Source organism: [Mycobacterium] fortunisiensis (genome assembly GCF_019050325.1).
Taxonomy (GTDB): domain Bacteria; phylum Actinomycetota; class Actinomycetes; order Mycobacteriales; family Mycobacteriaceae; genus Mycobacterium; species Mycobacterium fortunisiensis.
In genome coordinates this window covers 149,465-172,653 of the sequence record NZ_VOMB01000019.1, presented here as the reverse complement: position 1 = coordinate 172,653, position 23,189 = coordinate 149,465, and the positions used below count along the sequence as shown (strand labels likewise).

21 protein-coding genes and 1 tRNA gene are annotated in these 23,189 nt (G+C 67.3%); 12 read left to right on the top strand and 10 right to left on the bottom strand.

What is annotated here, in order from left to right:
* The first annotated feature begins 6 nt into the window (after positions 1 to 6).
* The 7 genes from scpB to FR943_RS15960 all read left to right on the top strand — a co-directional run bounded on the left by scpB (position 7) and on the right by FR943_RS15960 (position 5,815).
* The gene (gene scpB, locus FR943_RS15990; protein WP_218045771.1) at positions 7 to 774 is read left to right on the top strand and encodes an SMC-Scp complex subunit ScpB; all 768 of its coding nucleotides are present in this window, start codon (positions 7 to 9) and stop codon (positions 772 to 774) included.
* 1 nt (position 775) lies between these two features.
* Positions 776 to 1,519: a pseudouridine synthase gene (locus FR943_RS15985; RefSeq protein ID WP_217158902.1), complete on the top strand. Its 744-nt coding sequence runs from the start codon at positions 776 to 778 to the stop codon at positions 1,517 to 1,519.
* Positions 1,516 to 2,202 carry a (d)CMP kinase gene (gene cmk, locus FR943_RS15980; protein ID WP_217158900.1) on the top strand — a complete coding sequence of 229 codons (687 nt, stop codon included), beginning with the start codon at positions 1,516 to 1,518 and terminating at the stop codon, positions 2,200 to 2,202. The genes FR943_RS15985 and cmk overlap by 4 nt, the downstream gene beginning before the upstream one ends.
* Positions 2,199 to 3,620 (top strand): ribosome biogenesis GTPase Der, encoded by a 1,422-nt coding sequence (gene der, locus FR943_RS15975; RefSeq protein ID WP_217158898.1) that lies wholly within the window; start codon positions 2,199 to 2,201, stop codon positions 3,618 to 3,620. The genes cmk and der overlap by 4 nt, the downstream gene beginning before the upstream one ends.
* A gap of 74 nt (positions 3,621 to 3,694) precedes the next feature.
* Entirely contained in the window at positions 3,695 to 4,477 is a 783-nt protein-coding gene (locus FR943_RS15970) for a sulfite exporter TauE/SafE family protein (RefSeq protein WP_217158896.1), read from the top strand.
* Positions 4,478 to 4,719: 242 nt separating this feature from the next.
* Positions 4,720 to 5,661 carry a sulfite exporter TauE/SafE family protein gene (locus FR943_RS15965; protein ID WP_217158894.1) on the top strand — a complete coding sequence of 314 codons (942 nt, stop codon included), beginning with the start codon at positions 4,720 to 4,722 and terminating at the stop codon, positions 5,659 to 5,661.
* A gap of 80 nt (positions 5,662 to 5,741) precedes the next feature.
* A tRNA-Pro gene (locus FR943_RS15960) sits at positions 5,742 to 5,815 on the top strand.
* 32 nt (positions 5,816 to 5,847) lie between these two features.
* Here the strand turns inward: FR943_RS15960 and FR943_RS15955 are convergent.
* Positions 5,848 to 8,457, bottom strand: a complete 2,610-nt coding sequence (locus FR943_RS15955; RefSeq protein WP_217158892.1) for an excinuclease ABC subunit UvrA — start codon at positions 8,455 to 8,457, stop codon at positions 5,848 to 5,850.
* A gap of 546 nt (positions 8,458 to 9,003) precedes the next feature.
* Here FR943_RS15955 and FR943_RS15950 point away from each other — a divergent pair.
* Positions 9,004 to 10,581 (top strand): arylsulfatase, encoded by a 1,578-nt coding sequence (locus tag FR943_RS15950; protein ID WP_217158890.1) that lies wholly within the window; start codon positions 9,004 to 9,006, stop codon positions 10,579 to 10,581.
* Positions 10,582 to 10,647: 66 nt separating this feature from the next.
* On the opposite strand, the gene FR943_RS15945 is transcribed toward FR943_RS15950, so the two are convergent.
* From FR943_RS15945 to FR943_RS15935, 3 genes are all read right to left on the bottom strand, one after another.
* Positions 10,648 to 11,007 (bottom strand): hypothetical protein, encoded by a 360-nt coding sequence (locus tag FR943_RS15945; protein ID WP_217158888.1) that lies wholly within the window; start codon positions 11,005 to 11,007, stop codon positions 10,648 to 10,650.
* Positions 11,004 to 11,630 carry a hypothetical protein gene (locus FR943_RS15940; protein WP_246585058.1) on the bottom strand — a complete coding sequence of 209 codons (627 nt, stop codon included), beginning with the start codon at positions 11,628 to 11,630 and terminating at the stop codon, positions 11,004 to 11,006. Before FR943_RS15940 ends, FR943_RS15945 begins: the two co-directional genes overlap by 4 nt.
* A gap of 356 nt (positions 11,631 to 11,986) precedes the next feature.
* Positions 11,987 to 12,592: a TetR/AcrR family transcriptional regulator gene (locus tag FR943_RS15935; RefSeq protein WP_217158886.1), complete on the bottom strand. Its 606-nt coding sequence runs from the start codon at positions 12,590 to 12,592 to the stop codon at positions 11,987 to 11,989.
* A 158-nt stretch (positions 12,593 to 12,750) separates the two neighbouring features.
* Here FR943_RS15935 and FR943_RS15930 point away from each other — a divergent pair, with 158 nt between their 5' ends.
* Both FR943_RS15930 and FR943_RS15925 read left to right on the top strand, forming a co-directional pair.
* A complete protein-coding gene (locus tag FR943_RS15930) occupies positions 12,751 to 13,584 on the top strand; it encodes a TauD/TfdA dioxygenase family protein (RefSeq protein ID WP_217158884.1) in 834 nt (277 codons plus the stop codon).
* Positions 13,585 to 13,679: 95 nt separating this feature from the next.
* The gene (locus FR943_RS15925; RefSeq protein ID WP_217158882.1) at positions 13,680 to 14,156 is read left to right on the top strand and encodes a hypothetical protein; all 477 of its coding nucleotides are present in this window, start codon (positions 13,680 to 13,682) and stop codon (positions 14,154 to 14,156) included.
* A 6-nt stretch (positions 14,157 to 14,162) separates the two neighbouring features.
* On the opposite strand, the gene FR943_RS15920 is transcribed toward FR943_RS15925, so the two are convergent.
* From FR943_RS15920 to FR943_RS15900, 5 genes are all read right to left on the bottom strand, one after another.
* Positions 14,163 to 17,054, bottom strand: a complete 2,892-nt coding sequence (locus FR943_RS15920; protein WP_217158880.1) for an MMPL/RND family transporter — start codon at positions 17,052 to 17,054, stop codon at positions 14,163 to 14,165.
* Positions 17,051 to 17,497 carry an MmpS family transport accessory protein gene (locus FR943_RS15915; RefSeq protein WP_217158878.1) on the bottom strand — a complete coding sequence of 149 codons (447 nt, stop codon included), beginning with the start codon at positions 17,495 to 17,497 and terminating at the stop codon, positions 17,051 to 17,053. The genes FR943_RS15920 and FR943_RS15915 overlap by 4 nt, the downstream gene beginning before the upstream one ends.
* Before the next feature lie 202 nt (positions 17,498 to 17,699).
* Positions 17,700 to 18,326, bottom strand: coding sequence for a VldE C-terminal domain-containing protein (locus tag FR943_RS15910; protein WP_217158876.1), 627 nt, complete (start codon positions 18,324 to 18,326; stop codon positions 17,700 to 17,702).
* 323 nt (positions 18,327 to 18,649) lie between these two features.
* Complete coding sequence (locus tag FR943_RS15905; RefSeq protein WP_217158875.1) at positions 18,650 to 18,835, bottom strand: hypothetical protein; 186 nt, start codon at positions 18,833 to 18,835, stop codon at positions 18,650 to 18,652.
* Between the two features lie 67 nt (positions 18,836 to 18,902).
* Positions 18,903 to 19,538 carry a TetR/AcrR family transcriptional regulator gene (locus FR943_RS15900; protein ID WP_217158873.1) on the bottom strand — a complete coding sequence of 212 codons (636 nt, stop codon included), beginning with the start codon at positions 19,536 to 19,538 and terminating at the stop codon, positions 18,903 to 18,905.
* 68 nt (positions 19,539 to 19,606) lie between these two features.
* Here FR943_RS15900 and FR943_RS15895 point away from each other — a divergent pair, with 68 nt between their 5' ends.
* Positions 19,607 to 20,821, top strand: coding sequence for an oxygenase MpaB family protein (locus FR943_RS15895; protein ID WP_217158871.1), 1,215 nt, complete (start codon positions 19,607 to 19,609; stop codon positions 20,819 to 20,821).
* Between the two features lie 25 nt (positions 20,822 to 20,846).
* Here the strand turns inward: FR943_RS15895 and FR943_RS15890 are convergent, their stop codons facing one another.
* Entirely contained in the window at positions 20,847 to 21,485 is a 639-nt protein-coding gene (locus FR943_RS15890) for a VldE C-terminal domain-containing protein (protein WP_217158868.1), read from the bottom strand.
* Positions 21,486 to 21,645: 160 nt separating this feature from the next.
* Here FR943_RS15890 and FR943_RS15885 point away from each other — a divergent pair, with 160 nt between their 5' ends.
* Positions 21,646 to 23,154, top strand: a complete 1,509-nt coding sequence (locus FR943_RS15885; protein WP_217158866.1) for a bifunctional aminoglycoside phosphotransferase/ATP-binding protein — start codon at positions 21,646 to 21,648, stop codon at positions 23,152 to 23,154.
* The last annotated feature ends 35 nt before the right edge of the window (positions 23,155 to 23,189 follow it).

The window sequence follows — 23,189 nt, the reverse complement described above, 5'->3', positions numbered from 1 at the left end:
AGAACAATGACTGACGAGATCTCCGATTCCGGAGTTCAGTCCGATGATGCCCCGGGTTCAGCGAACCCGGTCGGAGACGAACTGGGCATCGACGTGGCGACGGTTCCCGATCTCGACGACGGTGACCTCGACGACAGTGAGCTCGACGACGATCAACTGGGCGCGGTGCTCGAAGCGTTGCTGCTGGTGGTGGACACGCCCGTGACGGTCGACGCGCTGGCCTCGGCCACCGACCAGCCTGCCTACCGGGTGATGGCCAAGCTGCGCTTGATGTCCGAAGAGTTCGAGGTCCGCGACAGCGGCATCGACCTGCGTGAGGCCGCCGGCGGCTGGCGGATGTACACCCGGGCGCGCTACGCGCCGTACGTCGAGCGGCTCCTGCTCGACGGTGCCCGGTCCAAGCTGACCCGCGCCGCGCTGGAAACCCTGGCGGTGGTGGCCTACCGGCAGCCGGTGACCCGGGCCCGGGTGAGTGCGGTGCGCGGCGTCAACGTGGACGCGGTGATGCGCACTCTGCTGGCCCGCGGCCTCATCACCGAAGCCGGCACCGATCCGGACTCCGGGGCAGTGGCATTCGCCACCACCGAGCTGTTCCTGGAGCGCCTCGGGTTGACTTCGCTGTCGGATCTGCCCGACATCGCGCCGCTGCTGCCCGATGTCGACGTGATCGACGATCTGAGCGAATCCCTCGGCGATGAGCCGCGTTTCGCCAAACTCAACGGTGGCTCATCCAGCAGTGGCCAGTCGCCGGCCTTCGACGTGGACAAGGACTGACATGGCTGACGAAAGTGGTGTGCGACTACAAAAAGTGTTGTCGCAGGCCGGAATTGCCTCACGGCGGGTGGCCGAACGGATGATCACCGACGGGCGCGTGGAGGTCGATGGCCGGTTGGTGACCGAGCTGGGCACCCGGGTCGACCCGGGGACCGCCGAGATCCGGGTGGACGGTTCGCGGGTGGTGCTCGACGAGACCCTGGTGTACCTGGCGATCAACAAGCCGCGCGGCATGCTGTCGACGATGTCCGACGAACGTGGCCGGCCTTGTGTCGGCGATCTGGTCGAGCATCGGGTCCGGGGCAACAAGAAGTTGTTCCACGTCGGCCGACTGGACGCCGACACCGAGGGGCTGCTGTTGCTGACCAACGACGGCGAGCTCGCCCACCGGTTGATGCACCCGTCCTACGAGATCCCCAAGACCTATGTGGCCACCGTGGTGGGCACGGTGCCACGCGGGCTGGGCAAGAAGCTGCGTGCCGGTGTCGAACTGGACGACGGGCCGGCCCACGTCGATGACTTCGCGGTGGTGGACACGGTGCCGGGCAAGACCCTGGTGAAGGTCACCTTGCACGAGGGCCGCAACCGCATCGTGCGACGCATGCTGGCCGCAGTGGATTTCCCGGTGCAGGAGCTGGTCCGCACCGACATCGGCTCGGTGGCGCTGGGGGACCAGCGGCCGGGCAGCATCAGAGCGCTCAGCCGCAAGGAAATCGGTGAGCTCTATCAGGCGGTGGGAATGTGAGCGGATCTCTGGTGGTGGCGGTCGATGGACCGGCCGGGACCGGAAAGTCCTCGGTGTCAAGGGGTTTGGCGAAAGCTCTGGGCGCAAGCTACCTGGACACCGGCGCGATGTACCGCATCGTCACGCTGGCGGTGCTGCGTTCGGGGGCCGCCCTCGACGATGCCGAGGCGATCGACGCGGCGGCGTCGACCGCGGTCGTGGGCGTGGGCTCGGACCCTTCCGAGGACCGCGCTTACCTTGCCGGTGAAGACGTTTCGACCGAGATCCGCGGTGATGAGGTGACCCGGGCGGTCTCGGCGGTCTCGGCGGTGCCCGCGGTGCGGGCCCGGCTGGTCGAGCTGCAGCGCGAGCTGGCCGCCTCGGGCGGCCGTGTGGTGGTCGAAGGGCGCGACATCGGCACCGTGGTACTGCCCAAGGCCGACGTCAAGATCTTCCTCACGGCTTCGGCCGAGGAGCGGGCCCGGCGCCGCAATGCCCAGAACATCGCGAGCGGACTGCCCGACGACTACGCGACGGTGCTGGCCGACGTGCAGCGCCGCGACCACCTGGACTCGACCCGGGCGGTATCGCCGCTGCGGGCCGCCGAGGACGCGTTGGTGGTCGACACCAGCGACATGGACCAAACACAGGTTGTGGCATACCTTCTCGACCTGGCGACACAGCAGGCAGGGGTGCGGCGATGACTGCCTCGGACGGTGACGGTACCTGGTCGGACGAGAGCGACTGGGAACTCAGCGACGAGGTCGCCGAGGTTCTCGAGGAGGCCGCGGCGCCACCGCCGGTGGTGGCCGTCGTCGGCCGGCCCAACGTCGGCAAATCGACTCTGGTGAACCGGATCCTGGGTCGTCGCGAGGCCGTCGTGCAGGACATCCCCGGGGTGACCCGAGACCGGGTGTCCTATGACGCGAACTGGCTCGGCCGCCGATTCATGGTGCAGGACACCGGGGGATGGGAACCCGACGCCAAGGGGTTGCAGCAGCTTGTCGCCGACCAGGCGCTGGTGGCGATGCGCACCGCCGACGCGATCATCCTGGTGGTCGACGCAGTCGTCGGAGCGACGTCGGCCGACGAGGCCGCGGCACGGATGCTGCGCAAGTCGGGCAAGCCGGTTTTCCTGGCGGCCAACAAGGTTGACACCCAGCGCGGTGAGTCCGATGCCGCGGCGCTGTGGTCACTGGGCATCGGTGAGCCGCACTCGATCAGCGCCATGCACGGCCGCGGCGTGGCCGACCTGCTCGACACCGTGATGGAAAAGCTGCCCGAGGTGTCCGAGGTGGGTGGGGCCGGCGCCGGCGGACCACGCCGGGTGGCGCTGGTGGGCAAGCCGAATGTCGGGAAGAGTTCGCTGTTGAACCGGCTGGCCGGCGACGAACGCTCGGTGGTGCACGACGTCGCAGGGACGACCGTCGACCCGGTTGACTCGCTGATCGAATTGGGCGGCAAGACTTGGCGATTCGTCGACACCGCAGGGCTGCGCCGCAAGGTCGGCCAGGCCAGCGGCCACGAGTTCTACGCCTCGGTGCGCACCCACGGCGCGATCGATGCGGCCGAGGTCGCGATCATGCTGATCGATGCTTCCCAGCCGCTGACCGAGCAGGACCTGCGGGTGCTGTCGATGGTGATCGAGGCCGGGCGGGCACTGGTCATCGCGTTCAACAAATGGGATCTGGTCGACGAGGACCGGCGCTATCTGTTGGACAAAGAGATCGACCGGGAACTGGTGCAGGTGCAGTGGGCGCCGCGGGTCAACATCTCGGCGATGACCGGCCGGGCGGTGCAGAAGCTGGTGCCGGCCCTGGAGACATCGCTGGCGTCCTGGGACAAACGCATCTCCACCGGGCAGCTCAACAACTTCCTCAAAGAGGTGGTGGCCGCGACGCCGCCGCCGGTGCGTGGCGGCAAGCAGCCCAAGATCCTGTTCGCCACCCAGGCCGCCACCCGGCCGCCGACCTTCGTGCTGTTCACTTCCGGATTCCTGGAGGCCGGCTACCGCCGGTTCCTGGAGCGCCGGTTGCGTGAGCAGTTCGGTTTCGACGGCAGCCCGGTGAAGATCAACGTCCGGGTCCGGGAGAAGCGCGGCGCACCCAAGCGGCGCCGATAGCCCGCGATTTGTGTGCGTGCAGCGGCGGTAGGCGCCGCTGAACGCACACAAATCGGGCCGATAGGGTGGCCCGAATGTCGGTCACCCACATGATCCTCATCGCGCTGGCCGGTGTCGGCGCGGGCGCGATCAACGCCATCGTCGGGTCCGGCACCCTGATCACGTTCCCCACCCTGGTGACGCTGGGGATTCCACCGGTCACCTCGACCATGTCGAATGCCGTCGGCCTGGTCGCCGGTGGGGTGTCGGGCACCTGGGGTTACCGCCGCGAGCTGCGGGGCCAGTGGAAGCGGCTGCGCTGGCAGATCCCCGGCTCGCTGATCGGCGCCGGGCTGGGGTCCTGGCTGCTGCTGCACCTGCCGGAAAAGGTGTTCGTCGCGGTGGTGCCGGTGCTGTTGATCTTGGCGCTGATCCTGGTCGTCGTCGGGCCGCGCATCCAGGCCTGGGCGCGGCGACGCGCCGAGGCGTCGGGGCAGTCCGCCGACCACGTCAGCTCGCGCCGGATGGCGGTATTGGTACTCGGCACCTTCGCCGTCGGCGTCTACGGCGGCTATTTCACCGCGGCGCAGGGCATCCTGCTCATCGCCGTGATGGGCGCGCTGCTGCCCGAGTCGATCCAGCGCATGAACGCCGCCAAGAACCTGCTGTCGTTGCTGGTGAACGTGGTGGCGGCGGTGGCCTACACCATCGTGGCGTTCGACCGGATCAGCTGGGTGGCCGCGGGGCTGATCGCGGTCGGGTCGCTGATCGGTGGGTTCCTCGGTGCGCACTACGGCCGGCGGCTGTCGCCGAACGCGCTGCGCGCCGTGATCGTGGTGGTGGGCCTGATCGGGCTCTACCGGCTGCTCAGCCTGTAGGGCCGCACCGGCCCCGTCCGAGGGCTCAGGTAAAGTCACGACAACTGTCGAGCAGGAAGGGGTGACCGGTGGCTGAACTCGCCTACCGCACCGCGCCGTCTGCTCTGGCTGCTCTTGAGCCCTTCTGGCCCTCGCGTCGGCTGATGGCTTTCGACGAGTGGTGTCGCGCGCGCCGGTAGATACGCGCCCATCTTCCGTCGGGTCGCCTGGTCGGTGACCACAATCGAAAGCAGCCGAACCGTATGCGTTCGCTTCTGATCTTCACGCTCGTCGGCCTCGGAGCCCAGTTGGTCGACGGTGCGCTCGGGATGGCCTTCGGTGTCACCGCCTCGACCCTGCTGGTACTCAGCGGGGTGGCCTCGGCGCAGGCCAGCGCCGCGGTGCACCTGGCGGAAGTGGGCACCACGCTGGCCTCGGGCCTGTCGCATTGGCGGTTCAAGAACATCGACTGGCAGATCGTGCTCAAGCTCGGTGCGCCCGGGGCGGTCGGTGCCTTCCTGGGCGCCACCGTGCTGTCGTCGCTGTCGACCGAGGATGCCGCACCGTTGATGGCGGCGATCCTGCTGGCCATCGGTGTGTATGTGCTGCTGCGGTTCTCGCTGCGGACGCCGCCCGCCTTCCGCGCCGGCGGCACACCGCACACCGCGAAGTTCCTCACCCCGCTGGGGCTGCTCGGTGGCTTCATCGACGCCTCCGGTGGCGGCGGTTGGGGGCCGATCACCACCAGCACGCTGCTCTCGCGCGGCAAGGCGGCACCACGCACCGTGATCGGGTCGGTCAGCGCCTCGGAGTTCCTGGTCGCGGTGTCGGCGTCGCTGGGGTTCGTGGTGGGCCTTCGGCAGGACTTCTTGGACAACCTCCCGGTGGTGGCCGGTCTGGCAGCGGGTGGCGTGCTGGCCGCACCGCTGGCGGCCTGGCTGGTGTCCAAGATCAGCCCCGCGTTGTTGGGCACCGCGGTGGGCGGCGTGATCGTGCTGACCAACGCCCAGAAGCTGCTCAAGTACTTCGACATCCACGGCGCGGCCTCCACGGCCGTCTACGTCACGATCGTGGTGGTCTGGGCGGGGCTGGTGCTCTACGCCTGGCGGGTGTCCCGGGCACCGGAATACCTGCCCACCGAGCTTGAGCCCGAGGAGCCGGCCGAGGAACAGCTGGCGGACGAGCCCGACGCGGCCGCGCGGTGACGCGCGGGGGGAGCGATTGGGGCGAAACCGGACCTCTACGGTAAGCTTTCGACTCGCTGCCGGTGCAAGCCGGAAGCACGCGGGCTGTGGCGCAGCTTGGTAGCGCACTTGACTGGGGGTCAAGTGGTCGCAGGTTCAAATCCTGTCAGCCCGACACACTAAACCGCCTGTTCGCAGGCGGTTTTTTTATGCCCCGAGTGCCGCGGCGAGGTAGGCGGCGGTGGCGCTGTCAGAGCACTCGGCAATCTCGGTCGGGGTGCCGGTGGCGACGATCCGCCCACCGGCGGCGCCGGCCCCGGGCCCCAGGTCGATGACGTGGTCCGCCTGGGCGACCACCCGCATGTCCAGCTCGGCGGCCACCACGGTGTTGCCGGCATCGACGAGCCGGTGCAGGTGGGCGAGCAGCCGGTCGGTGTCGGCGGGGTGCAGACCTGCGGTGGGCTCGTCCAGCAGATAGAGCGTGTCGCCTCGGTGCGCGCGCTGCAGTTCGCCGGCGAGTTTGACCCGCTGCGCCTCGCCGCCGGACAGTTCGGTGGCCGGCTGTCCGAGCCGCAGATAGCCCAGCCCGACATCGCCGAGGGCCTCCAATGCGCGGAGGATGTCGGGCTCGCCGTCGAAGAAGTCACGGGCGGCCGAGGTGCTGAGTTCCAGCACCTCGGCGATGTTGCGTCCGCGCCAGCGGATCTCGAGCGTCTCGGGGTTGTACCGGGTTCCGTGGCAGTCCGGGCACGGACTGTAGACGCTGGGCAGGAACAGCAGCTCGACCATCACCCACCCCTCGCCTTCGCAGGTGGGGCAGCGTCCGCCGGCGACGTTGAACGAGAATCTTCCGGGTTTGTAGCCGCGTTTCTGCGCCTCGGGAGTTTCGGCGAACCGTCGGCGGATGTGGTCGAACACCCCGGTGTAGGTGGCGACGTTGGACCGCGGGGTGCGGCCGATCGGCTTTTGGTCGATGCACACGATCCGGCGTACACCGCGGATGTCGCCGACGACTTCACCCGAGGCGGGCGGCGCGGCCTCGGCGAGGAGGTCGTCGTCACCGGGGTCGTCGAACCGGACGGGGCGACCCAGGTGATCGCCGACGATCTCGGCGAGCGCGTGCGCGACCAGGCTCGATTTGCCCGATCCGGATACGCCGGTCACCGCGGTGAGGCATCGCAAGGGGACCGACACCGAGATGTCGTGCAGGTTGTTGCGCCGCACGCCGGCAAGCTCCAGCCAGTCGTTGCGGTCGCGCGGCGTGCGCGGGCCGGTACGTGCGCCCGCATCGAACAGGTAACGGCGCGTGACGGATTCAGCGACGTCGGCCAGGCCGGCCGGTGGCCCGCTGTAGAGGATCTGGCCGCCGTCCTCCCCGGCGCCAGGCCCGATATCGACCAGCCAGTCGGCGGCGGCGATGACATCGAGCGAGTGCTCCACCACGAAGACGCTGTTGCCGCTGCGCTTGAGTCGCTGCAGGATGTCACGCAACGCGTCGCGGTCGCGGGGATGCAGACCGGCCGAGGGCTCGTCGAGGACGTAGACGACGCCGAACAGCTGAGACGACAGCTGCGTGGCGAGCCGGACGCGCTGCAACTCGCCGCCCGACAGCGTCGGTGTGCTGCGGGCGAGGGAGAGATACCCCAGCCCCAGATCGATGAGCGGCTGCAATCTCTCTTGCAGATCCGCCACCAATCGCTGTGCCGCAGCCCGCTTTTCGGCTGACATGTTGGGTGTCTGCCGAACGTCCGGTGCGGCGACATGAGCGGCTCCACCCGCTGCGACCCGCGCCTCGACAGCCGACTTGCGAGCCTTTTCGTCGAGTACCGCACCGGACGTGGCCGGCCCCCACCGTGGACCGAGCACGGTACTGCAGAGGGCCGCGAGTTGATCCAACGTGAGCCGGGACAGTGCGGCGATGTCGAGACCCTCGAACGTCACCGAGAGTGCCTCGGGTTTCAGTCGTTTTCCGTGGCACGCCGGGCACGGGCCGCTTCCGACGAACTGTGCGACTCGCTTCTTGACGCCGGCGCTCTTGGTGGTGGCGAAGGTGTCGAGCACGTATCGACGCGCACCGATGAAGGTGCCCTGGTAGCTGGGTTCCCAGTCGTCCTTGATGGCACGCCGGGTTTCCTTCGGGGTGAGGCCGGCATAGACCGGCACCGTAGGGCGTTCCTCGGTGAACAGGATCCAGTCGCGGTCCTTGCGCGGCAACGTTTTCCACGGGACGTCGACGTCGTAACCGAGCGAGACCAGGATGTCGCGCAGGTTCTGGCCGTACCAGGCCGGTGGCCACGAGGCGACGGCGCGCTCACGGATCGTCAGTGTCGGGTCCGGCACCATGAGCGCTTCGGTCACCTCGTACACGCGGCCCATGCCATGGCAGGTCGGGCAGGCCCCCTGAGGTGTGTTGGGGGAGAAGTCTTCGGCGAAGAGCATCGGCTGGTTTGCCGGGTAATTTCCCGCGCGTGAGTAGAGCATGCGGATCAGGCTCGACAGGGTCGTCACACTGCCGACCGACGACCGCGTGCTGGTGGCGCCTCGCTGTTGTCGCAGTGCGACGGCCGGCGGCATGCCTTCGATGGAATCCACGTCCGGCACGCCCACCTGGTCGATCAGGCGACGCGCATACGGTGCGACGGATTCCAGGTACCGGCGCTGGGACTCGGCGAACAGGGTGCCGAAGGCCAGGGAGGACTTGCCCGAACCCGACACCCCGGTGAACGCGACCAAGGCATCGCGCGGAACCTCCACATCGACGTTCCGCAGATTGTGCTCACGCGCGCCCCGCACCCGAACCATGTCCTGAGCGCCCATCGCTGACCTCCTGCCCGGTTCAGACGAGCCATGGTTGACCGCTTCAACCGACGCTACCTGCGCGTACTCACGCGCTACCGGTTTTGCGCGCCGGACCGGGATGATCACCGGCCATCTGCGCGATCAACTCTCTGCCCGACCCGCAGACCCGATGCGCAGGTACCGCGCGGTGTTCGCTCGCCCCACCGGGGTTGCCTGACCGAAAGAACAGTCCTACAACGTGTTTCGGGGAATTGCCACCACCACTGCCGAAGCCTGGGCCCAGGCGAACCGGAATTGACCTGTGCCACCATGCCCTCACCCGTTTCGGGTGAGGAGGTAACGATTTCAGCAGTGTGTCCCCGGAACCTGTGGCAGTTTGCGGCGTCGACGGTGAATTGCTGGCAGGGTGGCGAGTGTGACCCAGTGGGGAAGTGCCAGCGCGCCATCGCCAGACGCGCATCGCCACGTCGGGTCCGGCTACGAGTTCGGCCCATCGAGGCCGTCATCGATCGATGAAATCCAACTGCGGTCAGCGAGCTGACGGCACGTCACCAGGAGGTGCACATGGCAGCGTCATCAGACAAGTCCAAGCCGAACATCGTTCTCATCGTCTCCGACGACTTCGGTTACGGCGATGCGGGCATATACGGCGGTGGCGAGAACCGCGGCATGCCCACCCCCAATCTCGACAAACTGGCCGCGGACGGCATGCAGTTCCTGTCGTTCTACGCACAACCGAGCTGCACACCCGGACGTGCGGCGATGCTCACCGGGCGCATCCCCAACCGCAGCGGCATGACCACGGTCGCCTTCCAGGGCCAGGGCGGCGGGCTGCCGGCGGCCGAGTGGACGCTTGCCTCCGTCCTCAAGACCGCCGGTTACCAGACGTTCTTCACCGGCAAGTGGCACCTCGGTGAGTCCGACTATGCGCTGCCCACCGCGCACGGCTACGACGAGATGCGCCATTGCGGGCTCTACCACCTCAACGCGTACACCTATGCCGACCCGGAATGGTTCCCGGACATGGACGACGAGCTCCGTGAGATGTTCGCCCAGGTGACCAAGGGCGCGCTGTCGGGGAAAGCCGGCGGCGAGGTCAAAGAGGACTTCAAGGTCAACGGTCAGTACGTCAACACCCCGGAGAAGGGGGTCGTGGGCATCCCGTTCTACGACGAGTACGTCGAGCAGGACGCCCTCGAATACCTGGACGCCAACGCGAAGTCCGACACCCCGTTCTTCCTACACGTCAACTTCATGAAGGTGCACCAGCCGAACATGCCGCACCCGGATTTCAAGGGCAAATCGCTCTCGAAGTCGAAGTATGCGGATTCGATCGTGGAGAACGACGCCCGGATCGGCAACATCATGGACAAGATCCGCTCGCTCGGGCTGGCCGAGAACACGTATGTGTTCTGGACGACGGACAACGGTGCCTGGCAGGACGTCTACCCTGACGCGGGCTACACACCGTTCCGCGGTACCAAGGGCACCGTTCGCGAGGGCGGAAACCGAGTTCCTGCGATCGCGTGGGGCCCGGGGATCAAGGCCGGTACCCGCAGCGCGGACATCGTCGGTGGCCTCGATTTCATGGCAACGTTCGCCACGCTGGCCGGTGCCGAGTTGCCGGACAAGGACCGGGAAGGTGAGCCCACCATCTTCGACAGCTACGACATGTCGCCGGTGCTGTTCGGCAAGGGCTCCTCCGACCGCAAGAACTGGTTCTACTTCAGCGAGAACGAACTGACGCCCGGCGCCGTGCGGGCGGGCCACTACAAGGCCGTGTTCAACCTGCGCGGCGACGACGGCGCCAGCACCGGCGGCCTCGCGGTCGATACCAACCTCGGCTGGAAAGGCGCACAGTCGTACGTGGCGACGGTTCCGCAGATCTTCGATCTCTGGCAGGACCCACAGGAACGCTACGACGTGTTCATGAACAACTACACGGAGCACACCTGGACCCTCGTGGTCTTCAACGAGGCGATCAAGGAGCTGATGCAGACCTATCTGAAGTACCCACCGCGGCAACTTCAGAGTGAGGGATATACGGGTCCGATCACCGTCTCGCAGTACCAGCGGTTCAAGTTCGTGCGGGACCAACTTGCAGCCGACGGCGTGAACATCTCGCTGCCCACCGGCAACTGAGCACACGTTGCGGCAACGGGTGCGCGGCCGGCGCTCGGCGGTCGCGCACCCGGTTGCGCCCCAGGTCTATCCGGACGACACCCGCCGGAACTCGGCTTCGCCGGTGACCAATTCGAGGCGGTCGCCGACGTCGACGGTCACCTCGGCGGTGGCCTGGAACAGGCCGTAGAAGTCGTCGGTCCTGGCGAAGGTGTGCGCCCGGGAGAACAGCGGCTGCACGTCGAACACCCGGACCCGGAGCTTCTCGCGGGTGAGTCTGCCCAATTCCCGGCCGGATTCGGGGTCGGTGATCACCTGACCGGACTCGGAGAGCACGGCGAACACCATGCCGGGCGTCACGCCGGCCTCGGCGCCACGATTGATCACCAAGGTGTAGTCGTCCTCGATGAGCGCGACCTGGCCGGACAGCGTGGGGTCGTTGTTCATGACGCCGCCAGGGAATTGCTTTCTCTCAACGCTGCGGCTGCGGCCCCGACCCGGATGCGCGGCCGGGCGCTATGGGCGTCCACCGACAACAGGGCGTCGATCGGAGCGCCGGCTTCCTGCTCCGTGCCGAGTGTGAGCTCGACGGCGGTCTTGGCCTGGAACAGGGCGATCATCGCATGCTGCTGGTGTTCGGCGGCAAACGCGCCGAGGGCGACGGCGAGCTTTTTGTCGACATATTCGACCGACCGTTGCAGATCCGACGCCGAGGCGGTCGCCGGGCTCTCGACGTGCGGTGCGGGCTGCGGGTCGAAGCCGGCGTACCAGCGATGTCCCAACGCGCCCAAGGTGATCGAGCACACCGGGATCACCACGATGATGCACACCAGGCCCAGTGTGTCCGGCAGGACGACGGCGCCGACGATGCCCAGCAGGATGAGTAGCCCCGCCACGGCCAGCCAGCGCACCGGCGGCGGCACCGCCGCGACCGCGCGGGACAGGTGTGTGGCGGTGCGGGCGCCCGATCGGGCGACGCCGGCGAGGAACCGGACGATGGCCGCACCGGCGTCGGCCGCGATCCGGCCCACCGCGTCGGCCTGCGTGCGGGCCGACGCGGGCGTGGGCATCGTCCACACACGTTGCTGCTGTGACGACGACGCCGGGCCCGTTTCGGAATCGGCCGACATCCCGTCTGTTTCCGGGCCGGACGACGGGGGGACCGACACGTTGGTCACATTCGTATCAACAGCCACATTTGCATCATCGCGCTCTTTGCTCTCGATGTCGGGACCGACGCGCCGGGCTCACGCGCGTCGGCTGCGGGCCAGGACCGCAAAGACGGCAGTGGCGATGATCCGGACGACGATGTTCGCGATCAGCACCGCACCCGCGCCCTGTCCGAGGAGATAGGCCACCTCGAGGATCGCGGTGGCGCCGTGAAAAGCCGCGAAGCACAGCGCGATCGGTCACGCGCGCGGGACGGTTAGCTGCGCGACGACGGGTGCGGCAGCCCGAGGATGCGTCGCCCGGCGGCGATCAACTGTGCGCGCAGGGTTTCGTCGTCGATCCGGTGAGATGCGGTCGACGCCCCACCGGCCACCCCGGTGAGCGCCACCGAGGCAGTGACCCCGTCCGATGGCTCCGGTTCGATGTCCGCGAGCAACGCCATCTGCCGGTCGATCACCCCCGACCACTGGGGGTGGCTCACCAGCACGCTCCGCACGCTGGGGTCGAACGTGGTGACGGCGGCCAGGGTGCGGTGACGGGTGACGATGTCGGCGTAGCCGGTCAGCATGGCATCCGCGCGGGAGGCTGCGTCGGGCTGCTGTTCTGCGACGGCGACCACCCCCGCGATCTCGGTGAAGATCGGTTCCATCAACGCCAGCAGCAGCTGATCGCGGGTGCGGAAGTGGTAGTAGATCGCTGCCTTGGTGAGCCCGAGTTCGTCGGCGATCATCTGCAACGACGTGCCGGCAACGCTGTACCGGCCGAACAGCGACACCGCGGTGTCGAGGACTCGGCGACGCGTACCCGGTATCCACTCCGCGTCGTCGGTGGTCGTGGCCGTTGTGTCTCCCTCGCCAACCATGGTGTGACACATTACTGGCCGATCGTATGAACAATCAATTTTATGGCTTAATTCCTTTACTTTACGATCGGAAAGTGATTACTTTACGATTGGCAAGTACGCCGCAGCGGGAGACACCCGCGCCGGGTTCACCCACCACGAAAGGACCGGAACCGATCATGACCACGAGCCTCGACGTTCTGAACACACGAGACCTCACGCCGCGCATCGGCACCGAGATCCGCGCCGACAAGGCGACGTTGTTGTCGGGCGAGCAGGCCGGAGCGATTCGGGACCTGCTGGAGCAGCGGGGTGTCCTGGTGTTCCCGCAGATCGGGTTCACCGACGACGAGCACGTGGCGTTCACCGAGACGCTTGGGGTCGCGGCCGACGAACGCACCGGCGAAAAGTTGTACAACGTCACGCTCGACGCCAGCGTCAACAGTTCGGCGGACTACCTCAAGGGTTCGCTGTACTGGCACATCGACGGCACGATGAACGACGTCCCGATTCGGGCGTCGCTGCTGTCGAGTCGGGTGTTGCCGGCCGACGGCGGCGGCGACACCGAGTTCTGCAACACCTACGCGGCCTACGACGACCTGTCCGACGAGGACAAGGTGGGGTTGGAGGGGCTCACGGTGATGCACTCGGCGTGGAATTCACTGTTCTACTACGAACCCGAACCCAGCCTGAAACACCTGCGGTCGATGATGCGGATCGGCGACAAGGAACTGCCGCTGGTGTGGAACCACGTATCGGGCCGGAAGTCATTGGTGCTGGGCTGCACCGCCCGGCACGTGGTGGGGATGGACTACCGCGACAGTGCCGAACTGCTTGTGCGACTCCGCGAATGGTCCACCCGGCCCGAGTTCACCTACCGCCATCAGTGGTCGGTCGGAGACTTGGTGATCTGGGACAACACCGGGACCATGCACCGGGCGACACCGTATGACCCGGAGTCCGGTCGGTTGCTCAACCGCACCAAGCTCGAGGGTGAAGAACCGTTTGCCTGACGCGCCGACCGCACGGGTAGCGTGAGAGTCGTTGTCATTACCCGAGCGTGGGCGTCCGAACCCGGAACGTCCGAACCTGGACAAGGAGAGTCGACATGGATCTCGGCATCTGGGGCGACCTCACGATTCTCGCCGGTGTGCTGGCCGTGACGTTCGGTGCCGGTGTGTTCGTCTACGTGGGCCGCCTGGAGAAGCGGTCCCCGGCCGCGCTGGGGGAGAAGGTCGGGGCGCACAAGGCGGTGCTCGCCAAACTTCGCAAGCGGGAACCGATGTCGCAGGACGAATTCGACTATGCCACCGAGCTGGTCACCGATGCGCGCTCACCCCTGGCCTACGCGATACCGGCCGCCCTGTTCACGATGGGTTTCTTTTACGTGGTCGGCTGCCTCTACGAGCTCCATGTCCATGGCGGCAACCCGTCCTTCCGGACGTTCATCGGCGGGATCCCGATGCTGACCTCCATGAACATCGCCGCTCAGCTCCGCCGGGTCGCGGGCCTGAAGGGTAAGTTGCGGAATGTCGAGGTGACCGACCAATCGGCTGACGAGCTCAGTCCTGCTGCCAGAGACTGACTTCCGTCACTTCCCGGATGGAGCGGCCGCGTCCCCGTCCTCCCACAGCAGCAGCTGACGCACCGCCGCGCGCGAACCGTAGGGCTGCAGCATCTGGCTGGCGGGCCGCGGCCGCACCCGAAGCGGCCACCAGAACCAGCGCCCGAGCAGCGCGGCGAGGGACGGCGTCATGAACGAGCGCACGATCAGGGTGTCGAACAGCAGGCCGAGAGCGATCGTGGTGCCGATCTGACCGAGGATCCGCAAGTCGGCGAAGATGAACGACGCCATCGTGGCTGCGAATACCAGACCGGCCGAGGTGACCACCGCGCCGGAGCCGGCCATCGACCGCACGATGCCGGTGTTCAGGCCGGCGTCGATCTCCTCCTTGAATCTCGAGACCAGCAGCAGGTTGTAGTCCGATCCCACCGCCAGCAACAGGATGATGGCCAGCGCCAACACAATCCAGAACAACTCGATGCCGAACAGCTCCTGCCAGATCAGCACCGAGAGCCCGAACGACGCGCCCAGCGACAGCGCCACGGTCCCCACGATGACGAGGGCGGCCACCATGCTGCGCGTGATGAACATCATCACGATCAGAATCAACGTGAGCGCCGCGATGGCGGCGATCATCAGATCGTATTTGGCGCCGTCCTGGATGTCCTTGTAGGTGGCGGCCGTGCCGGCCAGGTAGATCTTCGACCCGGCCAGGGGGGTGCCTTTGACCGCCCCCTGTGCGGCATGCCGGATCGCGTCGATGTGCGAAATGCCTTCGGGTGTGGCGGGATCCCCGTCGTGGGTGATGATCATCCGGGCGGCTTTGCCGTCGGGGGAGAGGAACAGCTTGAGCCCGCGCTGGAATTCGGGGTTGGTGAACGCTTCTGGCGGCAGGTAGAAGGAGTCATCGGTCTTCGATGCGTCGTACGCCTGCCCTAGGGCCGTGGCGTTCTTCAGTGCCTCCTCGGTCTGGTCGTTGATGCCCGAGGTGGTGGCGTAGTTCGTCAGCGTCAGGTCACGGTTGGTCTGCTGACTGGCGATCTGTGGCGGTATCAGCGCCAGCAACTTCGGTTGCAGCGCATCGAGTTTCGAGATGCTGCCGGAGACGTTGGCGAGCTGATCGGTCAGGGCGTCGATACCGTCGAGCGCATCGAACACCGATCTCAGCGCCGCGCACATCGGGATGTCGAAACAGTGGGGCTCCCAGTAGAAGTAATTACGCAGCGGGCGGAACTGGTCATCGAAGTCGGCGATCTTGTCACGGAGGTCCTCGGCGGTGGCCACGGTCTGCTGGAAGGCCTTGGCCTGCTCGTCGGTGACGGCGGCCGACTGTTGTTGCAAGGCGTACTGCTGACGCAGAATGTCGATCGAACTGTTGATCACGTCAACCTGTTTGAGCAGATCGGCGCCGCGGGCCTGCTGGAACGGCAAATTGTTGATCTGCTGCGCGCTGCTCGCGCTGATCTGGAACGGGATCGACGTATGCTCCAGGGGAGTGCCCAGCGGGCGGGTGATCGACTGCACCTGGGCGATGCCGTCGGTGTGGAACACCGCCTTGGCGACACGTTCCAGCAGGATCATGTCGGTGGGGTTGCGCAGATCGTGGTCGGCTTCGAGCATCAGCAGTTCCGGGTTCAGCCGGGCCTGGGAGAAGTGGCGTTCGGCGGCGGTGTAGCCGACGTTGGCTGGTGCACTGGCGGGCATGTACGGCCGCGCGTCGTAGCTGGTCTGGTAACGCGGCAGCGCGAGCAGGCCGATGAGCGCCACCGCGACCGTCACCACCAGGATGGGCCCGGGCCAGCGGACGATGGCGGTGCCGACGCGTCGCCAGCCGCGCGTGCGCATGGGCCGGGCGGGTTCGAACAGACCGAAATGGCGGCCGATCACCAGCAGGGCGGGCGCCAGTGTCAACGCGGCCGCCACGGCCACCAGGACGCCGGCTCCGGCCGGGATGCCCAGGCTCTGGAAATACGGCAGCCGGGTGAAGGTCAGGCACAACACCGCACCGGCAATCGTCAGACCCGATCCCAGGATGATGTGCGCGGTGCCGTGGTACATCGTGGTGAACGCCGTGAGGCGATCCTGCCCGGCGTAACGCGCTTCGTGGAACCGGCCGAGGATGAAGATCGCGTAGTCGGTGCCGGCGGCGATGACCAGCAGCGTCAGCAGGTTCGTCGAATACGTTGACAGCTCGATGATCCCGGCGTTGGCCAGCACCGCGACGACGCCGCGCGAGGCGGTCAGTTCGATCATCACCGTGAAGAGCACCAGAATCGCCGTGGTGACCCGGCGGTAGAGCGACAGCAGCATCACCAAGATCACCCCGATGGTGATCAGGGTGGTTTTGAGCGTCCCCTGCCGGCCCACCTCGAATTGATCGGTGACCAGTGGTGCCGGGCCGGTGACGTAGGCCTTGAGGCCCGGGGGCGGCGGGGTGTGATTGACGATGTCGCGTACCGAGTCGACGGACTCGTTGGCCAACGACTCACCTTGGTTGCCGGCGAGGTAGACCTGCACCAGGGCGGCTTTGCCGTCGGTGCTCTGTGAGCCGGCCGCCGTCAGCGGGTCGCCCCAGAAATCCTGGATGTGCTGGACGTGCGTGGTGTCCTGGCGCAGCTTCTGGATCAAGCCGTCGTAGTAATGGTGGGCTTCGGCCCCGAGCGGCTGATCGCCCTCCAGGACGATCATCGCCGAACTGTCGGAATCGAACTCGTCGAATACCTTGCCGATCCGTTTGGCGGCCTGCAACGACGGCGCGTCCTGAGGGCTCAGGGACACATTGTGGGCTTCGGCGACGGTCTCCAGCTGCGGGACGAAGACGTTCGTCACCACCGCCACGCTCAACCAGAACAGCACGATGAGCGCCGAGAAGCGCCGGATCAGGTCCGGAACCGAACGCCGTGACGACCGCGGGCTCATCCGGACTTGTCCAGGCAGGAGGTGTAGGCGTTCACGGTGTTCACGGTTTTCTCGTCCTTGATCACGTCGTCGATCTTGATTCGGCAGCCGATGGAATCGGTGTTGCCCTGCGCCTGGATGTTGACGAAGACGGCCGGCTGGGTGGTGGTGGTGTCGTAGCGCCACGGCAGCGGGACGGCGTCGGCGCGCTGGGGTTGGGCGTCGACGTCCAGGTAGGTGATGGTGGCGACCGTCCCCGGTGGACCGAAGACCTCCATGACCACGTGCTTGGGATTGAACGGAACGATGTCGTTCACGGTGCCACTGGGCGTCGAGGTGACGTCTTCGGAGCCGAATACGCCGTGCAGCCGGTACACCACGAACGCGGCCACCGCCACCACGACCACGGCCACCACCAGCGTCCACCGTCGGCCGAGGCGCCGTGCGATCGAAACCCGCTGCATCCGTGACCCTTTCATGAGCGGCGCCAGTCGCAAACGTTGGGAAAATGCCTTAGTGGGACTAATCAACTAGGTTGACACTACGACACCCGTGTCGGGCACCACAACCGTGCCCGGCAGGCATTGTGCGTGACGAAGCTGGGAATGCCCGGCGACCTGGGTCAGGCGCGGGCAGTGTGTCGCGACGGGGTGCGCGAGGGTTCGGCTACGTGAGGTACGTTTCGTGCCCGGTGGGGAATCCGCCGCCGTTGGTGGCGATGTGCACGTGGTCGTAGTGGTTGGCCGTGGCGCCGCCGCGGTCGGCCATCTTTCTGGGTGCCCTGCCGCGGGAGTGGATCTCCTGACGGAAGATCACGTGGTTGACGTCCCAGCGCTCGGCATTCTCGAGCGCGTATGCCACGATCCGGTCGCCGAGCGCCTTGCCCTCGGGCGTCATGTAGTTCGGAATCATCACGTCGATCGCGAGGCCGTTCGGGTGCCACTTCAGTGAGTCGGCCCGCACCCCGCCGATGTCGAGGATCTGCGGGAACCGGGCACTGACCGCGCGGGCGGCCAAGATCGTTTCGACCTGCAGGCCTTTTTCCAGCGCCACACCGGCGGGCAGCGGGAAGCGGGTGTTACGGCGCACAGCGCGGTCGGCTCGTGCCGGCAGCGGGTTCGGCGCCTGGACGGCTGCCACCGGGACGACCTCCGTGCAGCACTGCGGCGCGTCCGGGACGGCTGGAGCGGTATCGGCTCCGACGGCCACGATGGCGGCGGCGGGTCCGATGACCGCAGCCATGACCACCGACCGGCGGCGGCGCCGGCCCTTGTTCAGCTGGTGTCTGCCCACGGGGTCCGGACCCTACCGGCGAGTAGCCGGGTTTCCGGAATCGCGATGTTGCCTGGCGTCGCCAGTGGCAATCAGATGGGCGGAGACCTCACCGGGTGCTCGGCGCGGTAGGGTCTTCGGGCTGCCGGCGCCGGGGTACACGCATTCGCGGCAGAAAGCCCCAGCTCAGTCCAGTGAGAACGGCAAAGCGGCCGTGCGACTTTGCGTGGGGCACGGCACGGTCTGCGTGTGTCGGGCGCCACCCGTCGGTCGTGATCTGTGTCCGGCCGAGCAAAATGTATGGCGTTTACCACACTGCGCGGCAATTGCCGGGCTCGAGCCGCTCATTTGTCCGTACTGCGAGCCTCGGCTCCGGTCTCGCCGCTGTCGAAATCGTCGTCGGGGGATGCCTGCCCCACATGGCTGCCGTCCGCGTCGCTGCCGTCCGCGTCCCGGCCACGTCGTGAATGTGCCACGTGGGTATCGCGCTCGACATCGGATTCGGCTTTGTCAGGTTCGGGCCGGCTCATCGGAGGCCTCCGTTCGGTGATCCTCGGACAGGATTGCCGCGACCGGGTGGGTTGAAACTGCCCCGGTTCAGTCGGCCTGGGTGACCCCGCGGACCACGGCCACGCACAGTCGGGCGCATTCGGCTGCGAGGTCTGCCGGTGTTTCGACGGGATCCTGCAGCCAGGCATCGATGAGTTGGTTCACCCCGCCGACCATGAACCGGGCGCCGCGGCGCAACTCGTCGGGACTCGGGGTCGCGGTGGGCAGAACGTCGGGGGCGTGCTCGACGATCGACTCGGTGATCATCTCCAGGATGTGCGTGCGGTGTTCGGCCAGGCCGGCCACGCTGCTGACATCGCCGGTGGCGATCCGGTGGATGTGGGGATCGGCCGCGATGATCTCGAGGAAGGCGGTCAGCGCCGAGCGGAGTTTGTCGGTGAGCGGGCCGGGGTTGTCGATGCCGGCGGACACGAGCGCCGCCAGCAACTCGTCGCGGACCTCGTCGGAGATGGCGAACAGCAAGGCATCTCGGCTGGGGAACTGTTCGTAGAAGTAACGCGAGGTCAACCCGGCGGCCGTGCAGACGGCCCGGACCGTCACCTCGGAGATCCCGAATTCACCCCAGATCTGGCGGCCGGCGGCGAGCAGTTTGCTCCGTCGTTCGCTGCGGCGGTCGGCCGCGCTGATGCCGCCGTAGCCGCGCACCACCTGTGCCCGCTTCATTGACAGCAGCCTACCGCCGGCCTATTTTTTGACTACATACGTAGTCAGTTGTTTCTGGGAGGCCGCCGATGACCGTTCCCGCCCGCCATCCCGAGCGGCCGCTCGCGGTGCCAGGGGCCATCCGGACGTTCGCCCGGGTGCTGGGTGTGCGTGAGCCCGACGCCGGGCAGTGGCGCCGGCTCGGGGAACGGCTGACAGTCGGCGACGCACCGATGGACCGGCTGGTCGACTGGATGGCCGCAGTGGGCATGGAGCAGACCCGCCCGATGTTCGAGCGGGCGTTGAGCGTCGGGATCGACAACGTGCCCGAGGCCCCGGAACCGTTGCGCGAGTTCTTCATCGGCGTCGAGACCGTGCCCGACTGGGTGGATCGTGCCAAGCTGCGCAAAGGCCGGCGTGCGCTGCTGCGGGGCGGGTCCGACGGCATGGCCATCGCGCGCGACGTCTCGCTGCTCGGGGGCTACCAGTTCTCCGGGTTCAACAAGACCCTGCTGCGCACCGGTGCTCTGGAGAAGGGTTCCAACCAGCGGTTCGCCGAGACCATGCAGTGGGCGATGGACGTCATTTCCGACGGCGGCCTCGACCCGCTCGGGGTGGGGTACCGGTCGACTCTGCACGTGCGGTTGATCCACGCCTTCGTACGCCGGCACGTGGCGGCCATGCCGGACTGGCGGGCCGAGGAATGGGGACTTCCCGTCAACCAGACCGACATGGCCGCGACGCTGGTCGGCGCGCTCATCGCCCCGCCGGTGGCCTCGCTCGGAATGGGCATCATCCCGGCGCCAGGTGACCTCGACGCCATCGCGCATCTGACCCGCTATGTGGGCTGGCTGATCGGAGTCGAGGACGAATGGCTGCCGCGCACCTTCCGCGACAGCATCCGCGTGCTCTACCACACCTCGACTGCGCTGGCCCGCCCCGACGAGACCACACAGCAACTCTCGGTCCCGATGGCCGCAGATCCGCTGTCGTGGCACTACCGCCGTTTCCCGGGACTGCGCCGCCGGGTGGCCTGGGCGCAGCACCTGTCGGTGACGAGTGCGTTCCTGGGCCCGAGCGCGATGCGCGTTCTGGGCCTGCCGGTCTACCTGCCGCCGTGGTATCCGCTGTTACGGATGCCGGTCAACCTCATCCGTAGCGTGGCGGCACTGGCCTCCCCGCCCGGCATGGAGCGCGCGGTGTCGCGAGGGCAACGCGAACAACAAGCCCTGCTACGCACGATCATTGGCGACGACGCCGCCCGCATCGGCGACTCGGCCACCCACGTGAGCCACGCAGCATGATTGCGCCACAACCGGATTCGGTCGGCTAGCGATTCATCGAACCCATGAAGTAGGTCTCGCGCCCGGTCGGGTAGCCGCCACCGTCGGTGGCGATGTGCACGTGGTCGAAGTGGTTGAGGGTCTCATTGCCGTAGTCGGCAGTCCAGTGCGGCGCGCCGATTCCGGGATACAGCCCCTGCCGCCAGATCACGTGCAGCACACCCCAGCGCTCGGCGTTGGCCAGGGCGAACCCGGCGATCTGGTTACCGAGCTCAATCCCCTTCTCGGAGTGGTAGTTCGGAATCATCACGTCGATCGCCAGGCCGTTGGGATGCCACTTCAGAGCATCTTGGCGATACCCGCCGATCGTGGTGATCTCGGGAAACATCACGGCAATGGCCCGGGCTACCCAGATCGTCTTGATCTGCAGCCCGTTCTCGGGTGCCGGGCCCTTCGGTAGCGAGAACTGGAAGTCGCGGGCCACCACCGGCGCACTGGCCGCCACCAACTCGGCTTGAGCGGGCACCGGCCGCGGCTGCGCACTGCTCGGTGGGGTGGCCGCCGGGACCGGTGCACAACAGTCCGGCTCGGAGTTCTGTGCGTACACCATTGCCGCGGCGACAGTGACCGAGACCGCCAGCGCGAGCACGCGCCCCCGGCTGCCGGCCAACAATCGTCTCCCCACGCCAGCAATCTACTGCGGTCAGCGGCGTGACACGGCGAAGTTGGCAAACGGATAGCCAACCGTGTCGAACCGGGCGAAGCCGAGTCGCTGGCCGACGGCGCCGAAGCTCGGGCCAAATGGCCCTGGCCAGAGCCGATCGGCGCCTGCACCATGGGTACACATGAACGAGATACCGGCCACCGATGAGGCAGATGAACCATGGGAGATCGCCGGGAACCTTGACGCTCGGGCCCACGAGACACACACCGGCGTGGTCGTCCTGATGGGTGCCTTGGCCTACAAGGCCAAGAAGCCGATCTGCACCGATTTCCTCGACTTCAGCACGTCCGCACAACGCGAAGAGGCCTGCCGGCGCGAGGTGGCGCTGAACAGCAGACTGGCCCCCGACAGCTACCTGGGCGTGGCCCATTTCGTCGCGCCCGGCGAGGCTGCCGCCGAACCGGTGGTCGTGATGCGCCGCTACGCCGACGCCATCCGACTGTCCACGATGGTGCAGGCCGGCCAGGCAGTGGCCGACCGGTTGGACACGATCGCCTCGACGCTGGCCGAGTTCCACCGCAACGCCGAACGTGGCCCGTCGATCGACGAGCAGGGCAGTGCCCGGGCCATCGTCGGCCGTTGGACCGACAACCTCGATGAGCTGCAACGTTTTCCGGCAGTGGCGGCCGATGTGGCCGGTGAGATCCGTACCCTGGTCGAGCAATATTTCGCCGGCCGGGCCGACCTGTTCACCGGCCGGGTCGCCGAGCGCCGCATCGTCGACGGGCACGCCGACCTCCTCGCCGACGACATCTTCTGCCCACCGCACGGCCTGGCGATCCTGGACTGCCTGGAGTTCGACGACAACCTGCGTTACGTCGACGGCATCGACGACGCCGCGTTCCTGGCGATGGACCTGGAGTTCCTCGGTCGCGCCGATCTGGCCGAGCTGTTTCTCGGCCACTACACCGAGTACGCCGGGGACAACGCCCCGCGCTCCCTGATCGATCTCTACATCGCCTACCGCGCCGTGGTACGGGCGAAGGTCGAATACGTCCGTGCCGAGCAGGGGCAGGACGAGGCCAGGGACGCTGCGCGCCGGCACCTGGACCTGGCGCTGCGGCATCTGCGGGCGGGTACGGTCCGACTGGTCATCGTGGGAGGCGGTCCCGGCACCGGAAAGAGCACGGTGGCCCACGCGCTGGCGCCGCACCTGCGCGCACAGGTGGTCTCAACCGACGACGTCCGTCGCGAACTCGTGGCGGCGCGGGTCATCTCCGGGGAGCCGGGCACGATCGACGCCGGGCTGTACACACCGCAGAACGTGACCGCCGTGTACGACGAGGTCCTGCGACGTGCACATCGACAGTTGACCAACGGGGTCTCGGTGATCCTCGACGGCACCTGGCGCGACCCACAGCAGCGGGACCGGGCCCGCCGGCTGGCCGCCGAGACTGCCACGCCCATGGCCGAATTCACCTGTGCGGTGCCACTCGACCGGGCATCCGAGCGGATCCAGACCCGTACCTCGACCACGTCCGACGCGACACCGCAGATCGCGGCGGCCCTGGCCGAGCAGGATGGACACCACACCGACGGCCATGTGCTGGACACGAGCAGGCCGGTGGCCGAATCGGTGGCCGAAGCTCAGCGCATCTGCGGGCTGGAGATCGTCGGCGATACCAAGTAGGACTACCCATCCCCATCCGGCCCCGGCCCGGCAGA